This is a genomic window from Micromonospora violae (genome assembly GCF_004217135.1).
GTDB lineage: Bacteria > Actinomycetota > Actinomycetes > Mycobacteriales > Micromonosporaceae > Micromonospora > Micromonospora violae.
In genome coordinates this window covers 408,640-433,153 of sequence record NZ_SHKK01000001.1, presented here as the reverse complement: position 1 = coordinate 433,153, position 24,514 = coordinate 408,640, and the positions used below count along the sequence as shown (strand labels likewise).

The window sequence follows — 24,514 nt, the reverse complement described above, 5'->3', positions numbered from 1 at the left end:
GGAAACGGGGGGGTGGGTCATGGCGCCGCAGGTGTCGCCGCGAAGGGCCAGGGCCGTGCTCGTCGCGCTCTCCCTCGCCGCGTTCGCGTTCATCACGACCGAGCTGCTGCCGGTCGGTCTGCTGACCCACATCGCACCCGATCTCGACCGGTCCCGCTCACAGGTGGGTCTGCTGGTCAGCGGGTACGCCGTGGTGGTGGTGCTGGCGTCCGTACCGCTGACCCGGCTGACCCAGCGGATCCCCCGGCGGCACCTGCTCGGCGTCACGATGCTCCTGTTCGCCGCCGCGAACGCCGCCGCCGCGCTCGCGCCGACGTACGCCGTGCTGGCTGGTTCCCGACTGGTGACCGCCCTCGCCCAGGCGCTGTTCTGGTCCATCGCCACGGCGACCGCGATCGGGCCGTTTCCGGTCGCGGTGCGCGGCCGGGCGGTGGCGCTGTTCGCCACCGGGGCGACGCTCGCGCCGGTGCTCGGCGTACCCCTGGGCACCTGGCTCGGACAGCAGGCCGGTTGGCGGGCGGCGTTCGCGGTGCTGGCCGGGGTCGGCCTGGCGATCGCCGCCGCGGTGGTGGTGCTGCTGCCGTCCTATCCCCCGGCCGCCGGCGGCGCCGCCCGGGGCAGCGCACCGGACGGACGGCGTTTCGCCGTGTTGCTGATCGCCACCGCCCTCGGCATCGGCGGCTTCATGACCCTGCAGACCTACGTGACACCATTCCTGCTCGACGTCAGTGGCTTCGCTGACGCGCTACTGGCGCCGCTGCTGTTCGTCTCCGGCGCGGCCGGCGTCGTCGGCACCCTCGTCGCGGCCCGGACGCTGGACACCCGACCGATCGCTTCGCTGCTGACGCCGTTGAGCATCGGCGCGGCCTCGCTGCTCGGGCTGTACGCGCTCGGCGCGCTCCGGCCGGGTGTGATCGCGCTCCTCGCCGGGATCGGCCTCGCGTACGCGGCGTTCGGCTCCGCGGTGCAGAACCGGATGCTGCACCTGGCCCCGGGCAGCACCGACATCGCGTCGGCCGGTGTCAGCACCGCCTTCAATGCCGGCATCGCTGGCGGGTCACTGCTCGGTGGTGCCCTCCTGCCCCTCTCGGGGGCACGCCCGCTGGCACTCGCCGGCGGGCTGCTAACACTGGCCGCGCTCACCCTGCTCGCGGTGGACACGCGTCGCGGCCGCGCCCGGCCGGAGTCGGCCGGCACCACTCCCCCAGCTGAGCGTCGGCCTGTTGACCAGCCGGACTCGGCTGCGGGCGGAGGTACGCGCCGGGTGTGACGCCGTGCGGGACAGGAGGTATCCGGTCAGTGCGGCGGCGAGGCCGGCGAGGCCGGCCGCCGCGAAACCGCCCGCCGGCACGGTGAGGTCGATCGCCACACCGACGAGCGGAGCGCCGAGCGCGAAACCAGCGCTCTGCGCCGACGATTGCAGACCTGTCACCTCGCCCCGCACACCGGGCGGCGCCAGCTGGCTCACCGCGTCGGCCACCGTGCCGAGGGTGGGCGCGGTGAGGAGCCCACTGCCGACGACGGCCACGCACAACCAGGGCCAGTCGTGGGCGAGCCCGGCGGGAATCGTCAGGACGCCGAGCAGACCGAGCAGCAGCCAGGTGGGCAGCGGCCGGGTCAGCGCGCCGTAGACCAGCCCGCCGATGACGGACGACACGCCGAACACCACGACCACGACGGCGGCCCAGGACACCTGGCCCGCCTCCCGCAACGTGGCGACGATGGCGAGGTCGACCCCGCTGAGCAACGTCGTCGTCCCGAACGCCATCGTCAACGTGGCGATCATCGTGGCGCCGAGCCACTGCCGGCGCGGGGGTCGGTCCGTCGCGGCGGCCTCCGCCTCGTCCTCGGCGTGCATGGGCGGGTTGAGCACGGCGATGCCGACGCCGCCAGCCAGGATCGCGGCACCGACCCCCCACGCCACCACCTTGGGCGACACCGTCGCCGCGCCCAGGATGACCACCGCCGGCCCCACGATGTACGACAGTTCGCCCTGCACCGACTCCAGCGCGAACGCGGCCCGGCGCTGCTGCGCCGTCGTCATCGCGGCGATCGCCTGCCTGCTCACCGCCGTTACCGGCACCATCAGCAGGCCCGCCATGAAGCTGGCGACCAACAGGAACCGGTACGGCAGGACGGGCACGCCCAGCCAGAACACGATCTGCGCGGCGACGGTCACCAGGAGGACGAACCGCAGGCCCCGTGAGTCGATCAGGCGACCGAGCAGTGGCCCGCCCAGCGCCACGCCGACGGTCAGGGCCGCCGCGACACCACCGGCCGCCGCGTAGCTCAGCTCCAGGCCCAGGACGACAAAGAGGGTCAGCGCCATCACGTCGGCCGTTATCGCGGTGCGGGCGAGCAGCGAGACGCCCAGCAGCGGCGCCATCCCTGGCACGGCGAGCACCTGCCGGTATCTGGTCACCCGAATGACGCTAATTCCTCCCGCGCGCCATAAGAAGACACCACTTTGTTGAGGTCGGCATAATCAATGCTTATGGCCAGGGACCTGGAAACCGCTCTGCTGCGCTCGTTCGTCGCCGCCGTGCGCGAGGGCAGCATCAGCCGCGCCGCGGCCGCGCTCGGGCACACCCAGCCCGGTCTCAGCCAACAGCTACGCAAACTCGAGAGCGTCGTCGGCCGTCCGCTGCTGCACCGGTCGTCGTCCGGTGTCTCGCCGACGCGGGCGGGCGAGGAGCTCCTCCCGTACGCCGAACGCATCCTCTCGCTCTCCGCACAGGCACTCGCCGAAACCGGCCGCGCGCTCACCGGCCACTGTGGCGTCGGGTTACTCGAAGACCTCGCCGCGTCCCAGCTTCCGCAGGCCCTCGCCGACCTTGCCCGGCTGCATCCCGGCGCGACCCTGGAGGTGCTCAGCTGTTCCAACGCCGCCATGCGGGAGGCCTACGACGCGGGCCGCATCCAACTCGTCCTCGACGCCGTACCGGACATTCCCGGGCCACCGCGCTGGACGATGCGCGCCCCGCTGGTGTGGGCGACCGGGCAGGGGGTGGACGTGCGCGCCGATCCGCTGCCGGTGGTGCTGTTCTCCAACCCGTGCTCGTGGCGTACCTCGGTGCTGGAGGCACTGGAACGTGCCGGTCGGCGGTGGCGGGTGGCCTTCGAGAGCAACAGCCTGGTCGGGGTCCTCGCCGCCGTACGAGCCGGGCTCGGCGTCGCGGCGCTGATGCCCGCCAATGTCGAACCGGCCATGATCTGCCGCGACCCGGATGCCCTGCCCGTCCTACCGGACGTCGAGTTCGGTCTCGCACGGCACCCGCGCACCGATGGTGATCCGCTGATCGACGCCGTGGAGACGGTGCTCCGTCGCATCATCTGAGCACCCGCCGTCTCGCCTGCTTGTCAGGCCAGCAGCGCGGGCAGGGCGAGGAGGGCGAAACGGGTCGCCCGCCCGAGGAGGCACGCGACGGCGAACTCGCCGCGTCGAAGGCCCGTGGTGCCGGCGGCGACGCTGACGACGGCCAGCGGTGGAACCCCGACGGCGGCGGAGACCAGCACGGTCGGTAGGGCGGTGCGGCGGCGGGAAAGCCAGCGCCGGATCGGCTCGGTCCACCGTGCGGCCCGAGCCGCCGCGCGACCTGCTCCGCTCCGCTGTGCGATCTTCTGGGCCAGTTGTCCCGATCCGCGACGGGCCGACTCGAACAGGAGCAGTTTGCCGGCGGTCTGCCCGAGCGCCAGAGCGACCACGGCGATGATGGCCTGACCGCCACGGTGCCCGGCGACCACGGCGTACGCCTCGGAGTTGACGACCGGGACGAGCGCCGAAGCGAGACCGTAGCCGAGCGCCACCGCGGCCTCGGCGAGGATGCTCACGCCCGGCCGTCCCGTTCGAGCAGCCGGACCACCGCTGCGGCCGACCACAGCTTGACCGCGACGACGGCGACGGCGACGCCCAGCGCGAGCGGGTACTGCCCGATCGCGATGGCGCCGATGACCCCGGCGGTGTTGGCGACCTTGGCCAGGGGCGACCAGTTCAACGCCCACACCCGCCGGTCGACCAGGTGGAAGTAGTTGGGGCTGAGCACGGGCCAGCACAGGAACGCCAGCGACAGCATGGTGTCCAACACCAGGAACGAGAGCAGGAAGACCAGGGCCACGACCGCGACCCCGGGCACGAGGGCGACCAGGCCCACGCAGAGTACGGCGGTGCACGCGCGGTCGCTCACGATGTCGAAGACAGCCCCGGCTCGGGTCTCCTGTTCGAGCCGACGGGCGGCCCAGCCGTCGAGCACGTCACCGAGCCAGTAAATACCGTACGATACAGCCATCAATATCCACGAACCGGAGACGAGGGCGGCGATACCGACGGTGACCGCGGCGACCGTGCGAATGGCGGTGATGTAGTTGGGAACCGTCCGCAGCGGGCCGACGGTGGTGGCGGCGCGGGAGTCAACGAGAGTCACCCCTGAAGGGTCGTGCGGTCAGCGTCGTCGCGGAACGTGCCGCGGTGCCGAGCCGGTCGCGGCGGTGGTACCGGGGTGCCGGCCGATCCGGTACCTGGGTACTAGCCGGTCCTTCGGCGGGTCGCGGAGACTGTGCAGGTGCTGACTGCAATCCGCGAACGGTTGCGCGACCCCGAACGGGTGCGCCGGCTCGCCTACGGTGCGGCGGGTCTGATCATTGCCGCCGTGGTCACCACCGTCGAAGGCGGCGTCTCCGTTGCGGCGGGCTGGGCGTGGCTGGTGCTACCGGTCGGCCTCGGGGCCATCGCGCTGCGCCCCCGCCACCGGGCCCTGGTCTTCGCCGCCTGCGCGGGGTTCGTGGCGATCGTGAGCACCGGGGAGTCGGTGCAGTTGGGCCTCGCCGCCGCCGGCCTGGTGTTCGTCTCCGTCTGCGAGGACCCGGCCCGACACCCGTGGCGGGGGTGGGTGGCGGGCTTGATCGGCGCGGCCGGCGCCCTCGTCACCGCGCTCGTCAACGAGCGAGGGCTGTACGAGCAGCCGTTCTTCTTCGTGACGGCCGGCTACCTCCTGGCCATCCTGTTGCGCTCCTGGGCACGGGGCTACGCCCTCACCCGCGAGGCAGGCGACCTGCGTGACCAGGCGGCCTGGCGGGAACAGCGCACCAACCTGGCCCGCGAGCTGCATGACGTGGTCGGCCACCACGTCACCGCCATGGTGGTGCAGGCCGAGGCAGGCCAGCTCAGTGCCGACCCGGGGGCGGCCCTGCGGGCGATCGCGGACAGCGGTCGCACCGCGCTGAGCGAACTCGACACACTCGTCGTGCACCTGCGCGATCCGAACGCGTCGATCGCGGTGAGCGCGCCGCCGCGCCTCTCCGACATCGACGAGTTGCTCGCCCAGCCCCTACGCCAACAGGGTGTGACGGTCCGGGTCCACCTGGACCCCGAGCCGGGCCTGGACGAGGTCGGTGTGTTGACCGCCTACCGCATCACCCAGGAGGCCCTCACCAACATCGCCCGGCACGCGAAAGCCACGGCGGCCTGGGTCGAGTTGGTCCGCGTCGGCGATCACGTCCGCCTGCGGGTCAGCGACGACGGCATCGGACCGCCCCGCGCACCCACCAGCGGCTCGGGGCTGCTCGGCATCTCAGAGCGCGTCGCCGCGCGAGGTGGGAGCTGGCAGCTCAGCCAGCGCCCCGGCGGCGGCACGGTGGTGCAGGCCGACCTGCCGGCGGCGACCCCATGATCCGGGTCGCGATCGCCGACGACCAGGAGCTGGTCCGGGACGGCTTCAGCCTGATCCTGCGGTCCCAACCCGACATCCAGGTCGCGGCCGAGAGCGCCGACGGTCGGCAGTTCCTCGACGCCGTGCGTCGCGACTCCCGCATCGACGTCGCCCTCGTCGACATCCGCATGCCGGTACTCGACGGCCTGCAAGCCACCCGCGAGCTGGCCAGGATCCCGCACGCGCCGGCCGTCATCGTCGTCACCACCTTCGACGACGACGCCTACGTCCTGGACGCCATCGCCGCCGGCGCCCGAGGGTTCCTGCTCAAACGCTCCAGCGCCCGCGACCTGATCGCCGCCGTGCGCACCGTCGCGGCCGGCGAGGCGGTCCTCTCCGCCGAGGTCACCGGCGCCGTGCTCGATCGGGTCCGCACGACCGGGCCGGCCACCCGGGTGGAGTTGGCGGCCTACCAGCTGACCGCCCGGGAGACCGACGTGCTCGCCCTGATCGGTGCCGGGCTCAACAACAACGAGATCGCCGAACGCCTCTACCTGTCCATGAGCACCGTCAAGTCCCACGTGACCAACGTGCTGGCCAAGACCGGCAGCCGTGATCGCGTACGGGCCGCCATTTTGGCGATCCAGGCCGGCCTTGCGCCGTGACCGGTGAATCGGTGCGGAGCAGTCGGGGCTGCCCGCAACAGCGGCTGACGGGTCGTAGGGTTTTGCTATGACACAACGACTCGTCAGTGTGTGGCAACCGTTCTTCCTGGCTAGCGAGAGTGCGGGCGAGGCCGTCGCCGCCGCGACCGAACTGGAGGACCTCGGTTACGCCCGGATCTGGTTCTCCGGCGGTTTCGGAGAGAACGTCGCCCCCCGCTTCCGGGAGATCCTGGACGGCACGACGCGCATCGGGGTCGCAACGGGAATCGTGAGCATCTGGCACTCGACACCCCCCGAGGTGGCGGCGTTCGCCCACGACGCGGAGCGGGCGCACCCCGGCCGCTTCCTGCTCGGCCTCGGCGCCAGCCATGCGGTGATCGTGGAAGGCGGCGGCACCGACTACCGCAGGCCGTACTCACGGATGGTGGACTACCTGGACGGCCTCGACGCGGCCGGGGTGTCGCCCGAGCGGCGCATCCTGGCCGCGCTGGGCCCGCGGATGCTCGAACTCTCCCGCGACCGTGCGAGCGGGGCGCACCCGTACTTCGTCCCGGCCGAGCACACCGCCGAGGCCCGGGCGGCGATCGGGCCCGACCGGCTGCTCGCCCCCGAGGTCGCGGTCGTCCTCGACCCGGACGCCAGCACCGCGCGCGCCACCGCCCGGCAGTACACGAGCGGGTACCTCGCGCTGCCCAACTACACCAACAACCTGCGGCGGTTCGGCTGGACCGACGAGGACTTCGCCGACGGCGGCAGCGACCGCCTCGTCGACGCGCTGATCCCCTGGGGCACCGTCGAGAAGGTGGCGGCGGGGCTGGAGAAGCACTACCAGGCCGGCGCGGACGAGGTGGCGATCCAGGTCCTCAACGGTGGCGACGACACGTCGTTCCCCGCCGACGGGTTCCGCGCCCTCGCCGCGGCCCTGATCTGACGGTCGACAACCCACGTCCGCCGCGCCGGCCGAGGCTCAGCCGACGATGTTGAGGCCGGTCAGGTCGGCCGACAGCGCCCAGAGGCGGGCCGCCTCGACACCGTCCGTGGGGCTGCCGGGGGTGACGCGGCAGTCCACGCAGTACTCGCCGCCGTTCGCGTCGAGGTCCGGTGACGTGGCGGCCCACACCTGGGTCGCCGCGCCCTGCTCGACGGTCTTGAACAGGCCCGGCGCGGGCGTGCCGTCCGCATCGATCCAGCCGGCCGTGACCATCTCCTCGACCGCGAGGTGTCGTTGCAGCGGGGTGAGGATCCAGCCGGGGTTGACGGCGAAGGCGCGGACCCGCCGCGCCCTGCCGAGCATGTCGAGGTGGCGGGCGAACAGGATGTTCGCGAGCTTGGACTGGGTGTATGCCGCCCACTTGTCGTAGCCGCGTTCGAACTGCACGTCGTCCCACCGCAAACGCCACGTCGCGTCACGGCCGGAGGCGACCGAGACGACACGGGCGGTGTCGGCGGTGGTGAGCGCGGGCCACAGCAGATTCGTCAGCGCGTAGTGGCCGAGGTGGTTGATCGCGAAGTGGGCTTCCCAGCCGGGCCCGACCCGCCGCTGCGGGCAGGCCATGACTCCGGCACTCGCGATCAGGATGTCGAGGGCGGGGTGGCGGCGGCGGAACCGTTCGGCGAACGCGCGGACGGAGTCGAGGTCGGCGAGATCGAGCTGGTCGACCTCGACCCCGGCCACGTCGGCGAGGGCCTGCCGCGCCACGTCCGGGCGGAGGGCGGGCACGACGACCCGGGCCCCGGCACGGCTGAGCGCGCGGGTCGTGGCGAGACCGAGGCCGGAGTAGCCGCCCGTGACGAGGGCGGTCCTGCCGGTCAGGTCGATTCCGGCGAGGACGTCGCCGGTCGTACTGTGGGCACCGAATGTGGTGTGGGTCATGTCGCGGACGCTAGGTGCTAGACCGAGGTCTAGGTCAACAGGTTACGGTCGATGCCATGGCGGACAGCGGCCTGAGCATCGGACAGGTGGCGCAGCGTACCGGGCTGAGCGTGCACACCCTGCGGCTCTACGAGCGTGCGGGTCTGCTCGCCAGTGAGGTGCGGCGCGACGGGGCCGGCAGGCGCGTCTACAGCGCCTGGGATGTCGAGTGGTTGACGAACTGCGTGAAGTTTCGGGCGTCCGGGATGCCGCTCTCCACGATCAGCCGCCTGGCCCAACTCGTCCGGGAGGGCAGCGGCAATGAGGCGGAACGGCTCACGCTGCTGCGCGAACACCAGCGCCACATCACCGGGCAGCTCGCGCAGCTGCATGACTGCCTCGACCTCATCAACGGCAAAGTGGCCAGCTACGAACGACACCTCGCCGCCGGCGCGTCCGGTGACCCCTGGCATCAGTAAACCCCGGCCCGCACCGGCTGTTCGGGCGACGGGTTGCGGTGCGTGGTTGGTGGGTAAGGCCCCGATGGCAGGCGTGGGTACGCTGCACCGGCGACAGCTTCTGCCGATCGCCACCGCACCGCGGCGACCCGCACTCCCCCGGCGGCGCCATCGGCCGTTCCCCTATCCGCAGACGAGAGGCGACACCACACCATGACCGCGGTGCCAGACCAACGGTCTACCGCTGCTGCGGGTCCGGCGGCTGCCGAGCGAGCAGCGGAGGAGGACCTGCGGGCGTTGTTCGGGCAGTCCATCGCCGTCTTCGCGTCTCTGGCGGGGCCCGCACACGTGGTGCAGACGGCGAACCCGGCGTTCTTCGCCACCGTCGGCGAGGAACGGGCCCGGGTCGGGGTCGCGCTCGCCGAACTGATGCCTGAGCTGGCCGATCAGGGATTCATCGCGCTCCTGGATCAGGTCCTGCGCACGGGTGAGCCCTACACCGGGCGGGACGTCCGGGTGATGCTGGGCAGCGGCCCGCAGTCGCGCGAGGCGTTCTTCGACTTCACCTACGAGCCGCGCCGGGACGCCGACGGCAATGTGATCGGCGTTCGGGTGCTGGGTGTGGAGACCACCCAGGTCAAGCATGCCCAGCGGTTGATGGCCGAACACCGTGCCCTGCTGGAGCAGATCGCCCGCCAGGCACCGCTGGTCGAGGTGCTCGACGGGATGGCCCGCTGTATCGAGAACCTCGCACCGCAGGAGGTGCTCGTCTCCGTCCTGCTCGCCGATCCCGACGCCCGGCACCTGCGCCACGGCGCCGCGCCGAGCCTGCCCGACTTCTACAACAAGGCCATCGACGGCATCGCGACCGGCGAGGGTGTCGGCTCGTGCGGCACCGCCGCGCACCGGCGGGAACCGGTCATCGTCACCGACATCACCACCGATCCATTCTGGAACGACTTCCGGGACCTGGCTGACCAGGCCGGGTTGGCGGCCTGCTGGTCGACCCCGATCCTGGGCCGCGACGGCGGCCTGTTGGGCACCTTCGCGATGTATCACCGCACCCCGCGCGTCCCGCAGGACACCGACCTCGCGCTCGCCCGGCTCTTCGCCGGCACCGCCGCCCTGGCCATCGAACGCCACCACATCGAGCAGGCGAAACTCGCCGCCGAGGCACGCGCCAAGGCGGCCAACGACGAGCTGGCCAAGGTGCTACGCGTGGAGCGGGACCTGCGCGCCGAGGCTGAGCAGCGCGCCGCCGCCGCGGCGGAACTCGCCGCGCAGATGCGTGCCGCCGCTGTCGCGCAGGCGGCCACGCCGCACCCCGAGCACTGTCAGCTCGGCGGTGCCGCCGGGTGCGCCGCGCCGGCCGAGATCAAGATCGCCGATTCGTGGGGCGACTCGGCGTGGGGCTGCTCCACCCACGTGGAGGAAGCCATCCTCAACGTGCGGTCGGTGTTCATCGCCAGCGAGGAACTCGGTGGCCTCACCGCGTACCTCAACCGCTGAGCACTCGGGAGACCCGCAGGGCCGCAGCCCTCGTATCACCGACCCCGAGCGGGCTCGCGGACGAAGGGCTCCACCACCTTCGGGTTCCCGAAGAGGGTGATCGCGACGATCCCGTCGTCGGCGACCGTCAACACCGCCACACCGTAGGGCTCGCCCTGGAACCACGCCACGGCTGCGGGCTGGCCGTTCGCCTCGGTCGCCGCCATCCGCCAATCCCCGGCACTGCCCAGCGCGGGCCCGGCGAAGGCCAGGCACGCCGCCCGACCGGCGTACGAGACCGGCGAGCCCACCGGTTCGATGGACGCGTCCGCGCGCAACACCTCGCGGAACGCGTCCGCGTCGGATGTCTCCCACGCCGCCATGTACCTGGCGAGCAGCTCCCGGGCCCGGGGCGAGGTGACGTCCAGCACGTCGTCGCGGGCCGGCGCCACCTCGGCGAGTCGGGCTCTGGCCCGTTGGAGGGCGCTCTTCACCGCCGGCACGGACATGCCCAGCGCCTCCCCGGTCTCGGCCGCCGAGAAGGCCAACACCTCACGCAACAGCAGAACGGCCCGCTGCCGAGGGGCGAGGTGATGCAACCCCACCACGAAGGCGAGCCGCACACTCTCCCGCGCGGTCACCAGGTCGACCGGATCCGTCGGTAACGGCTCAAGCCACGGACCCAGGCCGTCCGGACCGAGACCGAGGGAGAGCGCGCGCCGCCCACGGCCCTCGAGGACGGTGAGGCAGACGTTCGTGGCGATCCGGTAGAGCCAGGTGCGCAGCGACGATCGCCGCTCGAACGTCTCCCACCCGCGCAGCGCCCGCACGTACGTGTCCTGCACGACGTCCTCGGCCTCGTGGTACGCGCCGAGCATCCGGTACGCGTGGGCGAACAACCCTCGACGTTCGACCTCGAACGCCTCGGTCAGAGCCCCAGCTTCGGGCGTACCCATGCGGCCAACCTCCCGATCGCCTCGTCGGCGACCGGTGCCCGCCCGGCCGCCATCTGGAACGTGTGCAACTGCCCGTCGAAGACGTCCATCTGGGCCCCGGTCAGCTTCGCGAGGCGTTCACTGTCACCACGGCCGCTCTCCTCACCGCCGCACTGCACGTAGAGGGGAGGCAGCGCGGACAGGTCGGCGTGGAAGGCGTTGACCTCTGGTGCCAGACCACTGTGGCCCTGCGGCAGGTACTGCGCAATGAGACCCTGCACCATCGGACGGGTGAAGAAGAGATCCGTGCCGGCGCTCTCCTCGTATGAGGTCGCCGTCTGCGCCGGATCCATGTCGATCCACGGCGACAGCAACAGCAGCGCGGCGACACCGGGTTCGCGGAGGGCCACCTGCACGGCGAGGCCGCCACCCGAGGAGTCGCCCGCCAGAGCCACCACCTGGGTACGCGCCACCGCCCAGCGGTACGCGGTGACCGCGTCCTCGATCTGCGCCGGGAAGCGGAACTCGGGCGCCTGCCGGTAGCTGGCGAGCAGCACCCGTACCCCGGCCGCTTTCGCCAGGTGTCCGTACATCTTGCGGTGGGTGTAGATGGACCCGCTCACGAACCCGCCACCGTGCAGCGCGACGATCACCCGGTCGGGGCCGACGCCGTGCGGGATGAGCCACATCGCCGGTACGCCGTCGGCGGACACCTCCGCGTAGTCCAGGCCGCGTGGCTCGGCGGTGACGTCTCCCCACTGGTCGTCCTCGCCCATGTCCCCCGCGGCCCAGCGGGCGTACATCTCTCGTATCGCAGTCATGTGGATATCGACCGGCGGCGTACGCGAAAGGAATCGGCGTGGAAGCCGTGGCGCGTAGCCGCACAGCCGACAGCAGAGCACGAAGTAGCCGACTGTGACCATGGCTTCACCGCGCGCACACTCCTCCCCGACATGTTCCCGTCGACTGGAGGAACAGATGCGTCTCCGATCGTTTGTCACCGCTGCGCTGGCCGCCGTCCTGGCCGCCGGCGCACTCACGCCGGCGTCCCCGGCCGCGGCGGCCACCGCCGACCGCTGGGGCTTCGCGTACGTCAAGGACCCCACCGTCGCGGTCTGGACCGTGCTGGACACCAGCCGGCAGTGGGGTAGTTGGAAGACCGCGTTCCCGGCCGCCTGGGCCGACGGCATCAAGCTCGCGCCCGGCCGGTTCCAGGTGCGTTTCCCTCAGGTGGGCGCCGGTTCGCGGGGCGTGCCGCACGTGACCCCCGTCAACCGGACCGGGCACTACTGCGAGGTGGTTCGCTGGTTCCAGTCCGGTGCCGACGAGATCGTCGACGTGCAGTGCCACAAGCCCGGCGGCACCCGCGACGACACCCCGTTCACCGTGCTCTGGACGACCAGTTCGGGCGTGTTGCCGGCCGGCACCTCCCACGCGTACGTGCAGTGGGGCGCTGGCGCGGTGGTGCAGTCGTACAACTCGACGGGTGTGGCGAACGCGGCCGGACCGGTGGGTGTCGGGCAGTACGTGGTGCGGTTGCCCGGGGTCGGCGTGGCCGGGGTGCTCGCCGGCAACGTGCAGGTCACCGCCGTACAGCCGAACGCCGGGCCGCGCCGGTGCAAGGTCTACACCTGGAGCGCGGTGGGAAGCGACGTGCAGGTGTACGTCTTCTGCTACGACCAGGCCGGCGCTTTCATCAACACCGACTTCACCGTCTCGTACCACCGTCGGCGGCCGGTGATCGGCTCCCTCGGGCCGCCGACGTACTTCGGTTACCTGGGTACCGCCGTCGGCGGGCCGACCAACGACAACTCGGTGCTCGGCGTCGGCGCGAACACGGTGGTGCCGCTGGCGCCCGCCGGCCGCTACCTGGCGACCTTCCCGCAGATCGGCGTCAAGGAGACACACGCCCAGGTGGTGGCGCAGGGCAGTGGCAGCAACTACTGCCACCTCACCCAGTCGTGGACGTACACCACCAACGCCGACGTGGACGTGATCTGCTTCGACAACGCCGGCGTGGTCACCCCACACCGCTTCCTGGCCACCTTCACCTCCCGGCTCTGACGTCGGGTCGCGTCGGCGGTGACCGTACCGAGGTCGCCGCCGACGCGGTGGTGGTGGTGGTGCGCGGCGCGGGTTCAGCCCGTGGCGCGGGTGCGGCGCGCGGCGACGTAGCGGCGGATCTTCTCGGACGTTCCGCAGTCGTCCATGCTGCACCAGCGGCGACTGCGGTTCTTGCTCTCGTCGTGGAAGAGGAAGCGACAACCTCCGCATCCCTTGATCCGGTTGAGTGCGCCGGTGGTGAGCAGCTGGACCGCCGCGTGCACCACCGGCCGCAGTGGCCGGTCGAGCGTCCGGTCGTCTCGCCAGGTCCATCCGAACGCGCGTCCACGGTCGAGCCGTGCGTGACCGAGCGCGTCCGCTTCATCGTCCCGCAGGCGGGCCAGGACGGACGTGCTCGGGCTGCGGCCGGCGGCCACCGCCCGGAACACGTCGTCGAGATCGTCGCGGATGCGCAGCGATCGGACGAAGGCGGCCTGAGCGCCGCCCGGGTCGTCGTGGGACAGCCGGCGTAACGCCTGCGCCTCCGGCTCGCTGAGCGCACCCGCGTACGCGCCCCAGGCGACCAGCTCGGCGTAGCCGGTCAGCACGTCATCGTCCGGAGCACCGACGGGCGGACCGCTACGGGTGTTGACGAAGTCCAGAGCGAGGTTGCCGCCCACCAGGCGCATCCGCGTGACGCCCGCACGTGTTTCCATCGAAACTCACTTTACCAGTTGACTCGCATCGAAGGGTGCCACTAGCCTGTTTCCACCATAGCTGGTTTCACTGGTAACGGCGGGAGGGTTCGATGGAACGCAGGCGGGCAGTGGGAGCGCTGATCGGTTTGTCCGGCGGGACGTTCCTCTACACCACCGCCGAGGCGCTGCCGATCGGGCTGCTGCTCCCGATGGCGGCGGACCTGGCCGTCTCGCCGCCACAGGTGGGCATGCTCGTCACCGTGTACGGCGCGGTGGTGATGGTCGCCTCGGTCCCGTTGACGGCGCTGGTCCGCCGGGTCCCGCGCCGATGGCTCCTGTCGGCACTCCTGGTCGGCTTCGTCCTCAGCACCGCCGCCGCGGCACTGACGAGCACCTTCGCGCTGCTCCTGGCGGCCCGGATGGTCACCGCGGCGACCCACGCGCTGTTCTGGGCCGTCGTGGTGCCGGCCGCGGCCGAGTTGTTCCGGCCCGCACTACGCGGACGGGTGGTCGCGGTGGTGTTCGCCGGCGGCACGGTCGCGTTGGCCCTGGGGGTGCCCGCCGGCACCTGGTTGGGCGACCGTGTCGGGTGGCGGGCCTCGTTCCTGGCCGTGGCCGGGCTCGGCGCGGTCGTGCTGGTCGTGGTGGCCGCGCTGCTGCCCTCGACACGGCCGGAAGAGGGACACGCCGCCCGAGGTGCGACGCCCGACGCCCGACGCTTCTGGCTGCTGGTGGCGGTGGCGGTCCTGGCGACCGCCGGCGCCATCTCCGCGTACACCTATGTGGCCCTTTTCGTCACCGAGGTCAGCGGATTCTCCGCCTCGTCGGTCGGCGCCATCCTGTTGGCGCGGGGCATCGCCAGCGTGCTCGGCATCCTCGCCATCGGCGCGCTCCTGGACCGCAGCCCCTGGCTCGCCCTGCTCGCGACCGTCGCCGTGCAGTCGGCGGCACTGCTCGGGTTGTCCACGTTCGGCCACCGGCCATCGGTGTCCGTCGCCCTGATCGCGGTGGCCGGGCTGGCGTTCGCCGCGTTCACCGCGGCGCTCGGCGGCCTCGTGCTGCAGGTGGCCCCCGGGCGCTCCGACCTCGCCGCCGCCACGGTCTCCGCCGCGGTCAACGTCGGCATCACCGCTGGCGCGTTCGTCGGCGGCCTGGCCCTGCCGAGTCACGGTGTGCGCGCAACCGTGCTGATCGGGGCCCTGCTCGGCGTCATCGCTCTGGTGCTGGCTCTCGGCGAACGACTCATCCGGCCCGCGCCCGGCCCGTCGGAGGGACAACGCCACCGCCGGGCGGCACCGTCGCCCGAGCGACCCTCGGACGACCGCGTGGCGCCGCTGACGGGCGCGACCATCCCCAGTGATTGACGACGCAAATATCCACCAGTAACCTCAATAGCCATCCATCGATGTCTATCTGGGGTAGGTAGCCCGTGCTGTTGAAGTCCCTCGCCCTCGCCACGTCCGTCGTAGCCGTCCTGGCCACCGCCCCCGCCGCCTCGGCAGCGGCTTCCCACGCATCGAGCGGCCTGTGGCCAGCCGGCAACTGCCCGCAGGGCACCTTCTGCATCTGGCCGAACTGGAACCACCCGGCGGAGGGCCCGGTCGAGACTCCGTCCCTGGTGACCAGCAGCGAATGGACCGGCCGGGTCCCCGCGTTCAACTTCTACAACTACACGTCCCGCAACGCCGAGATCACCTGGTCCTACCTGTACAACGGGTCGATCCACACCGGCGAGATCTGCGTCCGCCCCAACAACAGCGAAAACCTGTACGTGCCCGCGTTCGTGACCAAGGTGACCTGGCAGACGCACACCTGCTGATCCTCACCGTCACCTGATCATGACGCTGGCAGGGCCGGGTCGCGGGCGGTCACCGCACACCCGCCAGGAGGTGCGCAGCAATCGCCCGCGCCTGCCAGCTGATCGCCCATTCGACCTGACCGCACGGGTACGACCCGGGTCGGCCACACGGCGTCAGTTCCGGCATGTCGGGCGATGAACTGCTGCTGACGGGACGGTTCGTTGGGAGCGGTACCAGCCGGGGTGAAAATTCAGCCCTCCCGATCGCTACACTCGCCGCAACGCCGGCACCGCCGCCCAGATCTCAGCCCGCGCTGATTTGAATCGAATGGAGACGCCTGTGACCCGCGACAAAGCGGCCCCCCCTGGCATCGACCCCCGCATTCCCAGCGTGGCCCGGGTCTATGACTTCTTCCTCGGCGGCAAGGACAACTTCGAGGCCGACCGGAAGGTCGCCGAGCACGCTCTGCGGATCACACCGGATGGGCCGGCCGCCGGCCAGGCCAACCGGGCCTTTCTGCGTCGAGTGATCCGCCACCTCGTCACCGAAGGGGGCATCGACCAGTTCCTCGACATCGGGTCGGGGCTGCCCACCCAGGGCAATGTGCACGAGGTCGCCACCGAGCAGAACCCCAAAGCCCAAGTGGTGTACGTGGACAATGACCCGATCGTGCTGACGCACGGGCGCGCCCTGCTCGCCGCAGAAGGCACCGCGACGGTGATCCAGGCGGACATCCGGTCGCCGCAGGAGATCCTCAACCATCCGGACGCACGTCGGTTCCTCGACTTCGACCGGCCGATCGGGTTGCTGCTCTTCGCCATCCTGCACCACCTCGGTGACGACGAAGACCCGCGAGCGGTCGCGGCCGAGTTGATCGACGCGCTGCCCTCCGGCAGCTACGTCGCCATCTCGCACTTCCGCGACCCGGGTGAGCGAGACCCGGAGGGCTCCCGCAAGGCCCGCGAGGTCGAGCGGGTCTTCAACGAGTCGCTGGGCACCGGCCGCTGGCGTACGGACGAGGAAATCCTCTCGTTCGTCGACGGGCTGACCGTGCTGGAGCCGGGGCTGGTGCCACTGGCCGAGTGGCGTCCAGAGCCGGGTGCGCCCGCTCTGCCCCAGACCGACACCTATCACACCTTCGTCGGGCTCCTCGCCCGCAAGCCGTAGGCGCAGTCACCCGGCGCGGCCCCGTCGGCGAGACCACGTCCGCCGACGGGCCCCCTGGCACGCGTCGGAGGCGGCATGCCCCAGGGCACCAGCGGGCAGCGAGGTGCAGGTCCTCGGCCGTGAAAATTCGCGTGTCGAGGTGGCACGACGATGGCTAGCGTACGCAGATGGGCATTATCCCGATGGCCGGACCACGGCTGCGGTTCCTCACCGATCCGGGCGAGTTCCTGGCGGTTGCGGGCGACTACCTGGCCGCCGATCCGGTTCTCAGCACAGTCGTGACCACCGTCGCGCACCGACAGTTGTCGCAGCGGGCCGAGGGGATCTCGCAGCCCGACCGCAACTGGTGGCTGGTGATCAGCGACGACTCCGGTGCCGTGGTCGGTGCCGGGATGCGCACGGCGCCGTACGCCCCCTACCCGCCGTTTCTGCTGCCCATGCCAGACGATGCCGCCGTCGCGCTGGCCCACGCGTTGCACGCGCGCGATGAGGAGACACTCGCGATCAACGGCGCCCTGCCCGCCGTTGACCTGTGCGCCGCCGAGCTGACCCGGCTCGGCGGGGGTCACGTCCAGGTCACCCAGCACACGCGGCTGCACGAGCTCGGCGAGTTGGTGTGGCCAACACCTGTGCCCGGCGGGTTGGTTGCCGCCACCGCGGACGACGTGGAACTGGCCACGGAGTGGTTCGGCGCGCTCATGGGCGACGCCGACGAACAGGCCGGCCGGCCGCGCGGCACCAGTGCACACGAGGTGCCCGACCGCGCGGAGATGCTGCGCCGGATTCACGCTGGACGGCTGTGGTTCTGGGTCGACGACACAGGAGAACGAGTGCACCTCACCGGCGCCAACCCACCGTCGTTCGGGGTGGCCCGCGTGGGCCCGGTCTACACGCCGCCGGCGCAACGCGGGCGCGGCTGGGCCAGCAACGCGGTCGCCGAGGTGTCCCGACGAATCCAGGCTGAAGGCGCACGGGTCTGCCTGTTCACCGACCAGGCCAACCCGACCTCGAACAAGATTTACGCCGCCCTCGGCTACCGACCGGTCGTCGACATGGCCAACCTGACCATCGTCCGCTGACGCGCCCGCTTTCGCGCGCAGGTGAGCAATCGGTAGTGCCTCTCCGCCTACGGCGCAGGTTCGAGCACGACGACGGGGATCTGACGGGTGGTCTTCTGCTCGTAGTCGGCGAAGCCCGGGTACGCGGCCTTCTGTGCGCTCCAGATCCGTTCCCGCTCGTCCCCGGCGGCGACCCGGGCGACCAACTCGACCGTGTCCGTACCGATCTCCGCTTGGGCCTTCGGGTTCGCGAGCAGGTTGTGGTACCAGTCGGGATTGGTGGGCGCACCACCCTTGGACGCGAACACGGCGTAGCCGCCGTCCACCTTCTGGTACATCATCGGGTTCACGCGAGGCTGGCCGCTCTTGGCGCCCACCGTGTGCAACAGCAGCAGCGGCGCGCCAGCGAACTGACCGCCGACTTCGCCACCGTTGGCGCGAAACTCAGCGATGATCTTTTCGTTCCAGTCGCTCATGCCTTCTCCTTACCTCCACGAACCGACTCCGTAAACACGGCCGACCACATCCTGGCCCGACGACCCTCCGAGAGGTGACGGAATGGACCGTTTCGAAGGCCGCTGCTGGCTGGACTGGTGGGCCAACTCGTCCACAAACAAGGACCTGGACGGCTTCGCGTTCCTCTGCGACCTCGATCCCGTTTTCACCCTGCGCTTCGAGGACGCAAGCACCTTCGACGTCACCGTGCACCCCACCGACGACCATCGCGGTTTCACCCTCACCGAGTGACCAGGCCATGTCCGGTCTCGGGAGCTGATCGGTATCAGGACCGGTATGACGCTGGCGAATTAAGAGCCGTCGCGGCTGACCTCGCGCATCGTCCCATCCGGCCCCATCCGGAACGTCCGCGGCGGGTCCATGGTCCGTACTGCCTCCGCGTATGCGGCTTCACGCGCAGCCTGTTGCTCACCGGACGGGCCGGTCACGCGGAAGCCGTGCAGATGAACAGCCTCAGCGACCTCACGGTGCCGACCTCACGCGGCGCCGACCTCACGGTGCCGACCTGACCGTGCCGACCACACGGCGCCGGCGTGGCGGTGAAGCCGGTGGGCTGGGGTCGGGATCCTTGATGAGCCTGATGTCTGTGAGTCATCGTGATGTTCCTGAATCATCAGGCTCATCAGAGGCTCGAGTCCACCACCGAGTGCACCCCGTGCATGATGATCCGCCTGCCTGCTCCTGCTTCGCGCAGGTTCTCGGGCAAACTCGGACGGCCGATCGAGCACCAGCCGCCGGTCGCAGTACAGCTCGGTCCCGGCCAGCTTCGGCTAGAGGGTGACGCTGTCGCCGACGGGAATGCGCCGGTACTCCGTTGCGCCCTTGTACTCCATCCAGCCATCGAAGTTTTCGTAGCCGACGTCCGCCGACAGTGCCCGGTCATGAATGGGAAATGCCCGCTCCGGGGCGATCGCCCGGGTCATGTCGATGGCCTCACGGTGCCTGCCCCAGGGCGCTGCGGCCGGCGCGAGAAGGGTCGTCACCCGCTGGTGAGGTACAAAATACGAGTCGCCGGGGTGGTAGACACCCTCGATCACATAGCCGAGATTGGCGCAGCCTGGCAGTCCATCGTAGATCTCCGCGTGCTCGCCACCGACCGCCGCCACCCGGAAGCCGCCGGCACTGAACTCGCCACCCGCCGCGACCACGGTGACCGTATCCGCCAACCCAACCTTCTCAGCCAGCTTCCGCACCGGCTCCGGCGCGAAGAGTCGCACCGGACGAGAGGCCGACACCTCCACGATCCGCGCCAGGTCGACATGGTCATCGTGCTCGTGAGTTATCAGGATGTCGGTGACCCCGTCGAAGGCCTCCGGCTCGGTCCAGACGCCAGGATCGATGAGCAGCCGCCGCTCGGCGTCCTCAAGGCGGACACAGGCATGGGTGAACTTGACCAGTCGCACATCAGCATCCTACGGATCTTGGACCCGGCGAAGCCCCGTGCCCCCGCTTCGTACCGGTGTCCCCACAAAGCCTGCCACTCTCCAAGCCATCTCAGATGTCACCTATCGGTGCAGCAGACCCGCTCGCGCGCATGCCGTAGCGTCGATGGCATGACGGCAGTGGTGGTAGCTCTCGCGGTGGTCGTGGCGTTGGTGGTCGCCCTCGCCGTCTTCGTCGGCTGGCGAGACCGAAGCCGGCTCTCTTCGGACGAGGATTCGACGGCCGCCCGCCAAGCCAGCGCCGACCAGCATCGGCACGAGGCGGAGCGTCACTTCGCGTCGGGTAACGCGGCGAACCAGCACACGCCGAACAGCACGTGAGAACCCACGTGCCGCCGCGTTACCGCTATGAGCAAATTGCCGACGACGCGCGGCTTTGTCGTCCCGGTTCGGCTCCGTTGCTGTCAACGTTGCTCGCGCAGGCATTCGATGCAAGCAGGCAGCAGCTACTGCTCGTGTGACCGCAGGGTCGAGGCCTCCCTGAGGAACGACCATGACGAACTGCGCTCCCTGTACTGGCATCCACAGGTAGCGCTTTCATTGCGGGAGGAGCGGGAGAGCAAAGCGGCACGTTCCACCTACCAATTAGGTCAACATGGCCGGCTCATCAATAGACCTGCGGTCAATGCAAGCCGTACCTAATGATTGAAGCAGTAGACCCCACCGCAACAACAATAAGCGATGCGGGAATCACTCTTAGCAACATTGGCAGCGGGGGCAGCGGGACCTCGCCTTCAAGCTCGCTTCTGCGGCCCAGAATCCGTGCTCGCAGAAATCCGACCGAATAGGCCGTTCCGACGAGAACTAGTATCAGGACGGTTCTAAGCGACGACGGGATTTCCCTCCACGCCAAATTCATGTCGCGCGGAATATCCCAGATTATTAATGGAACTCCTATTGCCAGGGTCAAATAGCACAGCAACGCCGGTGATGATCTGAGGAAGTTCATTCGGAAGCTAGACAAAGACCCCGGCTCGACGCGCCGATGCACCCCTGATGCGAACTCCGAGAGGGCAATGATCAGAGCCGACACGATGATCACCGTCGCTATCGCGGCAAGCGTCGCATTCCCTTTGACGTAGCCCGTCGCGCTCGCAAGGAGCCAAATAACGGCCGCTGCAACAAGATTGGCCACCACATTGACAGCAACGTCGCTGATCCAGTCACGCATAGAGCGTTGGCTAGCGGGCTCATTTCTGCGACGCGAGCCGGTCTGAGGGTATGACATCTACGACACCTTCTACTATGTCGGTCAGCAGAGCCCACCGACGGCATCGTATCGGCAGCTGTCATCCCCGGGGCAGCACATGAGCTGCTGCGAGGGGAGGCCGTTGAGCGGTCCGCTTTGTTCGCTCGGACGACAGGTTGAGCCTGCCACCCCTTGACCTCAGGCAAGGATCAAGCCGCATTTGAACCCGAAACCCTGCTTGGCACCCCTCGATCGCCTGGCACGCTGGGGACATGGAGTTCACCGACGATCAAGGACTGGGCACCGCGATCAGGAATGCCGGCTCTCCTACCTGGTCAGCTCGCGCCGCAGCCGGGCGGCACCTTGCGAAATCTCGTGGGATCGATGAGGTCGCGGACGTCCTCCACCGCCTACTCCTGGATCCCGAAGATACTGGGGTGACCTGGAAAACGGCCGAGGCGCTGCTGGATCGCAAAGACTCGGTGGGCCTGCGCCTGGTGCTGTTAGCCCGCAGCTATGCCGCCAACGAAGCCACCGCCGCTGAGATCCAAGCCGCCCTGGACTGCAACCCTGACTGGATGACGGCCGACGGCGCGGATCGCCTGACCAGGCACCTTCGGGAGCTAACGGTGGATGAAGATGCCGGCGTGCGCGAGGAGGCTCGACGGATTCTCGGGCGCCTGCGATCTCAATAGCCGGGCTACGGCGAACCGTTGGCTCTACTCGATACCGAAATCGACCAGGGCAAGTGCTGGTGGAGCCCAGGGATTCCAACCCCTAACCGCAGGTCGCACCGCCGGCCCGCCCCCAGTCACCACCGACCTGCTCAAGGTGGGGCTTCCGTCGAGGTCGACCGAATCGTCAACCCCATCGGCCTGATCAGCCTCCCCCGCCGGCAACACCCATCACCCCAGCACCCGAACCACACGCGTCAGCAGCGGCGGCATCCTCGTCATCGCCGGCCGGAAGGCCCGCGTCGGCATCGGCCACGCCAATCGAACCCTCACCGTCGAAAACGCCGACACCCCCCTCCGCATCCACGACGGCGACCAACTCCTCCTCACCGAAGTGCCTCGCACGACCACCAAGATCATCGCCCGGTTCAAGGTCCGCAATCCTCAGCCTCCGCGACAGCGTCGAATAGCCTGCACCGACCGAGACGACCACGGAGCCCGACCATGAAACTGCCGCCCGGAGCCACCGGCTTCAACCCGCCACCCGGCGCCCCAGCGGGCCTCAGGGCCTTCACCGCCGTCTGCCACCAGGCCGCCCGCGCCATTGACGCCACCATCACCGGCGTCACTCCCGCCGGAGTCATACCCAACTTCCACACGGTCGATATCGCTGACGACCAGCACCACATCGCGGTGCTGCGACACACCACCGTGCCGTTCATCGCCTTCGCCCGCCCCCACGCCAACGGCGACGTCATGGTGAGGTTCGTCGACCACCCCGGCCTCGCCGCTGCCCTCACCAACCTGACCGACGCCCAGGCCCTCACCACCCAGCAGCTACGGACCCCCCTGGCACAGGTTGACCTGAGCGCCCTCAACCCGCACGAACACGACCAGATTACTTACTGGAAACCGACCACAGTCGGCGAGCTGCTGTTCAACTTCTGGGACTGAACACCAGTAGCCTGAGACAAGGAACAGCCAAGATCGTTTACGCGGATCAAGTGACAGCGATCCGCAACGCATCAAGTGGATCCCTAACGCTGTCCGGCTCCGCTGAAGCCATGCCAGCTGGCAGAGGAGCACGGAGCCTTCGGATTCCGCCGACGTGCTCGTCATAGCGGATCCCCTGGTTAGGTCAACACCGTGGAGTCGGTTTCTCAGCGGCATACGGCCCGCACCGGCGCGCAGGGGGTCCTCCGCTGGCATCTCAAGCAGGGCCGGATCGTGGTACCGAAGTCGGTCAACCCGGACGGATCAAGGAAAACATCGACGTCTTCGACCTCGACCTGAGCGCCGCTGAGGTCGATGCGATCAGCTCGCTGGAGCGTGACCTGCGTGGCGGGCCGCACCCGACGACGTCCAACGGCTGAGCGCGCACTGCCGGTCCCACGCCATCCCCCGCGCACTGGTAGCCGTCGTCTGCCAGTCGAGGAATTCAATATAATTCTCTACTTTGGATGACTTACCAGGAAACATGGGCCCTGTGCTGCGGCACCCCCGCTCCAGGGCGCCCACCGGAACAGGGGAGCGGCATGGCTCGGCACGAGCGGCCCGTAGATCCGACGGCTGGACCGTTGTCGTCCTTCGCCTTTGAGCTACGGAAGTTACGTGTCGAAGCGGGCAACCCCACCTACCGGCGGTTGGCCGAGGTCGCCGGCTACAGCGCCTCGACCCTCTCCGCCGCTGCCAGCGGAATCCGGCAACCCAGCCTCGACGTGCTGCTCGCGTACGTCGGGGCCTGCGGCGGGGACACCGCCCAGTGGAGGCAGCGTTGGCTCGAACTGGACGAGGAACTGCGGCCCGCCAGTTCGGCCAGCGCACCAGCCGACCCGGCGAGGGCAGAAACACCCGATCCGACGCCGGCCGAACCGATCGCCACACCCCTCGCGGACTCACCATCCACTGTGGCTGTCGGAGATCCACCCGCCCCGGCTACGGGTGAGCCAACCGGCACCAGGGGCGCAGCCGGACCGACCCACGATCGGCCCGCGAGCCCCCTGCGGCGCCGGAAACGCCGACGGCGACTGGCGCTGGCGGCGGTGACGGTCGCCGGTCTCGCCGGTACGGCCGCCGTGGTGCCGATGACCCAGCCGAGGTGGGCGGCCAAGGGGGCGACGTCGGCCGCTGGCACGACGACCACCACAGCCTGCCCGGCGACCACCACGGACGCCGCCTTCGCCGCCGTCACGTACGGCGGTGGCGCGCACGTCCGGAGCGAGCCCCGCCGCGACCAGGGCATCCTCTACACCATTCCGCCCGGCTGCGTGGTCGGGCTCACCGGCTACTGCCTGGGTGAGCGGATCACCGACTCCACCTCCCAGACCCCCGACATCCGCTGGTTCACCCTCGCCGACGGTGGTCTGATCGCCTCCGGGGTGGTGCACGGCAACCCGCCCACGGGCCTGCAACCGTCCCGCTGCCAGGGCGACCGACCCGGGCCGGCCGCGATCGCTCTCGCGATCGCCCCCGATGTGGCCGGCCCGGGTGGGTGGCGGCTGAGCGCGACCGGCACGCACGTGGAGATCGTCGGCTTCGCCGCCTACTACGCGCACGACCCCGCGCTGCCGGCGGAGCGCCGCTGGCACCAGATCGGACTGACCGGCACGGCCGCCCCGCCGTTCGACCTCGTCTGGAAGCTCGACCGCCGGTCCGTGAAACCCGCACCCACCGCCGAGATCCCGGTGGCCGCGGTCGCCTGTCTCGGCGGTGGCGCGCCGACCGACGTACTCGACGTGCGGGTGGCCCGCCCCGACGGCTCCAGCACCGCCGAGGCCCTGCCGCTCGCCGCCGACCAGCGGCTCGCGGCCCGCCGTACCGCCTGCCTCTACCCCTGATCGGGGCGTACGCGGACGGCCACCACCGGTGGCCCGGCGGAACGGATC

The 24,514-nt window shown here is 70.1% G+C and carries 27 protein-coding genes and 1 pseudogene; 17 read left to right on the top strand and 11 right to left on the bottom strand.

Annotated features, from left to right (window positions below):
• The first annotated feature begins 19 nt into the window (after window positions 1–19).
• On the top strand, window positions 20–1,270 hold the full coding sequence (locus EV382_RS02010) for an MFS transporter (protein WP_244236503.1): 1,251 nt from the start codon (window positions 20–22) through the stop codon (window positions 1,268–1,270).
• A 27-nt stretch (window positions 1,271–1,297) separates the two neighbouring features.
• On the opposite strand, the pseudogene EV382_RS02005 reads toward EV382_RS02010, so the two are convergent.
• Window positions 1,298–2,386: pseudogene (locus tag EV382_RS02005) on the bottom strand (MFS transporter); the annotation flags it as partial.
• A 108-nt stretch (window positions 2,387–2,494) separates the two neighbouring features.
• Between EV382_RS02005 and EV382_RS02000 the strand changes: the two are divergent.
• Window positions 2,495–3,337, top strand: a complete 843-nt coding sequence (locus tag EV382_RS02000; protein ID WP_165435697.1) for a LysR family transcriptional regulator — start codon at window positions 2,495–2,497, stop codon at window positions 3,335–3,337.
• 23 nt (window positions 3,338–3,360) lie between these two features.
• On the opposite strand, the gene EV382_RS01995 is transcribed toward EV382_RS02000, so the two are convergent.
• Together EV382_RS01995 and EV382_RS01990 are read right to left on the bottom strand one after the other, a co-directional pair.
• A complete protein-coding gene (locus tag EV382_RS01995; RefSeq protein WP_130399944.1) occupies window positions 3,361–3,831 on the bottom strand; it encodes a VTT domain-containing protein in 471 nt (156 codons plus the stop codon).
• Window positions 3,828–4,421, bottom strand: a complete 594-nt coding sequence (locus tag EV382_RS01990) for a CDP-alcohol phosphatidyltransferase family protein (protein WP_130399943.1) — start codon at window positions 4,419–4,421, stop codon at window positions 3,828–3,830. Before EV382_RS01990 ends, EV382_RS01995 begins: the two co-directional genes overlap by 4 nt.
• A gap of 138 nt (window positions 4,422–4,559) precedes the next feature.
• Here EV382_RS01990 and EV382_RS01985 point away from each other — a divergent pair, with 138 nt between their 5' ends.
• From EV382_RS01985 to EV382_RS01975, 3 genes are all read left to right on the top strand, one after another.
• Window positions 4,560–5,666 (top strand): sensor histidine kinase, encoded by a 1,107-nt coding sequence (locus EV382_RS01985; RefSeq protein ID WP_165435696.1) that lies wholly within the window; start codon window positions 4,560–4,562, stop codon window positions 5,664–5,666.
• The gene (locus EV382_RS01980; protein WP_130399941.1) at window positions 5,663–6,310 is read left to right on the top strand and encodes a response regulator transcription factor; all 648 of its coding nucleotides are present in this window, start codon (window positions 5,663–5,665) and stop codon (window positions 6,308–6,310) included. The genes EV382_RS01985 and EV382_RS01980 overlap by 4 nt, the downstream gene beginning before the upstream one ends.
• A 67-nt stretch (window positions 6,311–6,377) precedes the next feature.
• Window positions 6,378–7,241 (top strand): LLM class F420-dependent oxidoreductase, encoded by an 864-nt coding sequence (locus EV382_RS01975; RefSeq protein WP_130399940.1) that lies wholly within the window; start codon window positions 6,378–6,380, stop codon window positions 7,239–7,241.
• Between the two features lie 36 nt (window positions 7,242–7,277).
• Here EV382_RS01975 and EV382_RS01970 read toward each other — a convergent pair whose 3' ends face one another.
• Window positions 7,278–8,183 (bottom strand): oxidoreductase, encoded by a 906-nt coding sequence (locus tag EV382_RS01970; protein WP_130399939.1) that lies wholly within the window; start codon window positions 8,181–8,183, stop codon window positions 7,278–7,280.
• A 56-nt stretch (window positions 8,184–8,239) separates the two neighbouring features.
• Between EV382_RS01970 and EV382_RS01965 the strand changes: the two genes are divergently transcribed.
• Entirely contained in the window at window positions 8,240–8,641 is a 402-nt protein-coding gene (locus tag EV382_RS01965) for a MerR family transcriptional regulator (RefSeq protein ID WP_130399938.1), read from the top strand.
• Window positions 8,642–8,833: 192 nt separating this feature from the next.
• Window positions 8,834–10,129, top strand: coding sequence for a GAF domain-containing protein (locus EV382_RS01960; RefSeq protein WP_130399937.1), 1,296 nt, complete (start codon window positions 8,834–8,836; stop codon window positions 10,127–10,129).
• 35 nt (window positions 10,130–10,164) lie between these two features.
• Here the strand turns inward: EV382_RS01960 and EV382_RS01955 are convergent, their stop codons facing one another.
• A complete protein-coding gene (locus EV382_RS01955) occupies window positions 10,165–11,064 on the bottom strand; it encodes an RNA polymerase subunit sigma-70 (RefSeq protein WP_130399936.1) in 900 nt (299 codons plus the stop codon).
• Window positions 11,037–11,864: an alpha/beta hydrolase fold domain-containing protein gene (locus tag EV382_RS01950; protein WP_165435695.1), complete on the bottom strand. Its 828-nt coding sequence runs from the start codon at window positions 11,862–11,864 to the stop codon at window positions 11,037–11,039. Before EV382_RS01950 ends, EV382_RS01955 begins: the two co-directional genes overlap by 28 nt.
• 157 nt (window positions 11,865–12,021) lie before the next feature.
• Here EV382_RS01950 and EV382_RS01945 point away from each other — a divergent pair, with 157 nt between their 5' ends.
• Complete coding sequence (locus tag EV382_RS01945) at window positions 12,022–13,107, top strand: hypothetical protein (protein WP_130399934.1); 1,086 nt, start codon at window positions 12,022–12,024, stop codon at window positions 13,105–13,107.
• 74 nt (window positions 13,108–13,181) lie between these two features.
• Here the strand turns inward: EV382_RS01945 and EV382_RS01940 are convergent, their stop codons facing one another.
• Complete coding sequence (locus tag EV382_RS01940; protein WP_130399933.1) at window positions 13,182–13,802, bottom strand: CGNR zinc finger domain-containing protein; 621 nt, start codon at window positions 13,800–13,802, stop codon at window positions 13,182–13,184.
• 92 nt (window positions 13,803–13,894) lie between these two features.
• On the opposite strand from EV382_RS01940, the gene EV382_RS01935 reads away from it, so the two are divergent.
• From EV382_RS01935 to EV382_RS01920, 4 genes are all read left to right on the top strand, one after another.
• Window positions 13,895–15,148 (top strand): MFS transporter, encoded by a 1,254-nt coding sequence (locus EV382_RS01935; RefSeq protein WP_130399932.1) that lies wholly within the window; start codon window positions 13,895–13,897, stop codon window positions 15,146–15,148.
• A gap of 65 nt (window positions 15,149–15,213) precedes the next feature.
• A complete protein-coding gene (locus EV382_RS01930) occupies window positions 15,214–15,603 on the top strand; it encodes a hypothetical protein (protein WP_130399931.1) in 390 nt (129 codons plus the stop codon).
• Window positions 15,604–15,922: 319 nt separating this feature from the next.
• The gene (locus EV382_RS01925; RefSeq protein ID WP_130399930.1) at window positions 15,923–16,750 is read left to right on the top strand and encodes an SAM-dependent methyltransferase; all 828 of its coding nucleotides are present in this window, start codon (window positions 15,923–15,925) and stop codon (window positions 16,748–16,750) included.
• Window positions 16,751–16,917: 167 nt separating this feature from the next.
• The gene (locus EV382_RS01920; RefSeq protein WP_244236502.1) at window positions 16,918–17,829 is read left to right on the top strand and encodes a GNAT family N-acetyltransferase; all 912 of its coding nucleotides are present in this window, start codon (window positions 16,918–16,920) and stop codon (window positions 17,827–17,829) included.
• A 47-nt stretch (window positions 17,830–17,876) separates the two neighbouring features.
• Here the strand turns inward: EV382_RS01920 and EV382_RS01915 are convergent, their stop codons facing one another.
• Complete coding sequence (locus EV382_RS01915) at window positions 17,877–18,284, bottom strand: nitroreductase family deazaflavin-dependent oxidoreductase (protein ID WP_130399929.1); 408 nt, start codon at window positions 18,282–18,284, stop codon at window positions 17,877–17,879.
• Window positions 18,285–18,366: 82 nt separating this feature from the next.
• Here EV382_RS01915 and EV382_RS01910 point away from each other — a divergent pair, with 82 nt between their 5' ends.
• Window positions 18,367–18,555, top strand: a complete 189-nt coding sequence (locus EV382_RS01910) for a hypothetical protein (protein WP_130399928.1) — start codon at window positions 18,367–18,369, stop codon at window positions 18,553–18,555.
• Between the two features lie 539 nt (window positions 18,556–19,094).
• Here the strand turns inward: EV382_RS01910 and EV382_RS01905 are convergent.
• A complete protein-coding gene (locus EV382_RS01905) occupies window positions 19,095–19,727 on the bottom strand; it encodes an MBL fold metallo-hydrolase (protein WP_130399927.1) in 633 nt (210 codons plus the stop codon).
• 150 nt (window positions 19,728–19,877) lie between these two features.
• On the opposite strand from EV382_RS01905, the gene EV382_RS01900 reads away from it, so the two are divergent.
• Complete coding sequence (locus EV382_RS01900) at window positions 19,878–20,087, top strand: hypothetical protein (RefSeq protein WP_130399926.1); 210 nt, start codon at window positions 19,878–19,880, stop codon at window positions 20,085–20,087.
• Between the two features lie 301 nt (window positions 20,088–20,388).
• Here the strand turns inward: EV382_RS01900 and EV382_RS01895 are convergent, their stop codons facing one another.
• Window positions 20,389–20,937 carry a hypothetical protein gene (locus EV382_RS01895; protein WP_130399925.1) on the bottom strand — a complete coding sequence of 183 codons (549 nt, stop codon included), beginning with the start codon at window positions 20,935–20,937 and terminating at the stop codon, window positions 20,389–20,391.
• Window positions 20,938–21,227: 290 nt separating this feature from the next.
• On the opposite strand from EV382_RS01895, the gene EV382_RS01890 reads away from it, so the two are divergent.
• Window positions 21,228–21,650, top strand: a complete 423-nt coding sequence (locus tag EV382_RS01890) for a hypothetical protein (RefSeq protein WP_130399924.1) — start codon at window positions 21,228–21,230, stop codon at window positions 21,648–21,650.
• A 184-nt stretch (window positions 21,651–21,834) separates the two neighbouring features.
• Here the strand turns inward: EV382_RS01890 and EV382_RS01885 are convergent, their stop codons facing one another.
• Window positions 21,835–22,122, bottom strand: a complete 288-nt coding sequence (locus EV382_RS01885) for a hypothetical protein (protein ID WP_130399923.1) — start codon at window positions 22,120–22,122, stop codon at window positions 21,835–21,837.
• 11 nt (window positions 22,123–22,133) lie between these two features.
• On the opposite strand from EV382_RS01885, the gene EV382_RS01880 reads away from it, so the two are divergent.
• Together EV382_RS01880 and EV382_RS33020 are read left to right on the top strand one after the other, a co-directional pair.
• Window positions 22,134–22,583 carry a hypothetical protein gene (locus tag EV382_RS01880; RefSeq protein ID WP_130399922.1) on the top strand — a complete coding sequence of 150 codons (450 nt, stop codon included), beginning with the start codon at window positions 22,134–22,136 and terminating at the stop codon, window positions 22,581–22,583.
• 581 nt (window positions 22,584–23,164) lie between these two features.
• On the top strand, window positions 23,165–24,466 hold the full coding sequence (locus EV382_RS33020; RefSeq protein WP_208758288.1) for a helix-turn-helix domain-containing protein: 1,302 nt from the start codon (window positions 23,165–23,167) through the stop codon (window positions 24,464–24,466).
• Window positions 24,467–24,514: the final 48 nt, after the last annotated feature.

Coding starts and splice junctions, on each gene's coding strand:
- EV382_RS01880 (WP_130399922.1), top strand. CDS start 22,134: ATGAAACTGCCGCCCGGAGCCACCGGCTTCAACCCGCCACCCGGCGCC.
- EV382_RS01965 (WP_130399938.1), top strand. CDS start 8,240: ATGGCGGACAGCGGCCTGAGCATCGGACAGGTGGCGCAGCGTACCGGG.
- EV382_RS02000 (WP_165435697.1), top strand. CDS start 2,495: ATGGCCAGGGACCTGGAAACCGCTCTGCTGCGCTCGTTCGTCGCCGCC.
- EV382_RS01970 (WP_130399939.1), bottom strand. CDS start 8,183: ATGACCCACACCACATTCGGTGCCCACAGTACGACCGGCGACGTCCTC.
- EV382_RS01900 (WP_130399926.1), top strand. CDS start 19,878: ATGACGGCAGTGGTGGTAGCTCTCGCGGTGGTCGTGGCGTTGGTGGTC.
- EV382_RS01910 (WP_130399928.1), top strand. CDS start 18,367: ATGGACCGTTTCGAAGGCCGCTGCTGGCTGGACTGGTGGGCCAACTCG.
- EV382_RS01940 (WP_130399933.1), bottom strand. CDS start 13,802: ATGGAAACACGTGCGGGCGTCACGCGGATGCGCCTGGTGGGCGGCAAC.
- EV382_RS01945 (WP_130399934.1), top strand. CDS start 12,022: ATGCGTCTCCGATCGTTTGTCACCGCTGCGCTGGCCGCCGTCCTGGCC.
- EV382_RS01935 (WP_130399932.1), top strand. CDS start 13,895: ATGGAACGCAGGCGGGCAGTGGGAGCGCTGATCGGTTTGTCCGGCGGG.
- EV382_RS01920 (WP_244236502.1), top strand. CDS start 16,918: ATGGGCATTATCCCGATGGCCGGACCACGGCTGCGGTTCCTCACCGAT.
- EV382_RS01950 (WP_165435695.1), bottom strand. CDS start 11,864: ATGACTGCGATACGAGAGATGTACGCCCGCTGGGCCGCGGGGGACATG.
- EV382_RS01955 (WP_130399936.1), bottom strand. CDS start 11,064: ATGGGTACGCCCGAAGCTGGGGCTCTGACCGAGGCGTTCGAGGTCGAA.
- EV382_RS01915 (WP_130399929.1), bottom strand. CDS start 18,284: ATGAGCGACTGGAACGAAAAGATCATCGCTGAGTTTCGCGCCAACGGT.
- EV382_RS01890 (WP_130399924.1), top strand. CDS start 21,228: ATGGAGTTCACCGACGATCAAGGACTGGGCACCGCGATCAGGAATGCC.
- EV382_RS01960 (WP_130399937.1), top strand. CDS start 8,834: ATGACCGCGGTGCCAGACCAACGGTCTACCGCTGCTGCGGGTCCGGCG.
- EV382_RS33020 (WP_208758288.1), top strand. CDS start 23,165: ATGGCTCGGCACGAGCGGCCCGTAGATCCGACGGCTGGACCGTTGTCG.
- EV382_RS02010 (WP_244236503.1), top strand. CDS start 20: ATGGCGCCGCAGGTGTCGCCGCGAAGGGCCAGGGCCGTGCTCGTCGCG.
- EV382_RS01980 (WP_130399941.1), top strand. CDS start 5,663: ATGATCCGGGTCGCGATCGCCGACGACCAGGAGCTGGTCCGGGACGGC.
- EV382_RS01895 (WP_130399925.1), bottom strand. CDS start 20,937: ATGCGTGACTGGATCAGCGACGTTGCTGTCAATGTGGTGGCCAATCTT.
- EV382_RS01975 (WP_130399940.1), top strand. CDS start 6,378: ATGACACAACGACTCGTCAGTGTGTGGCAACCGTTCTTCCTGGCTAGC.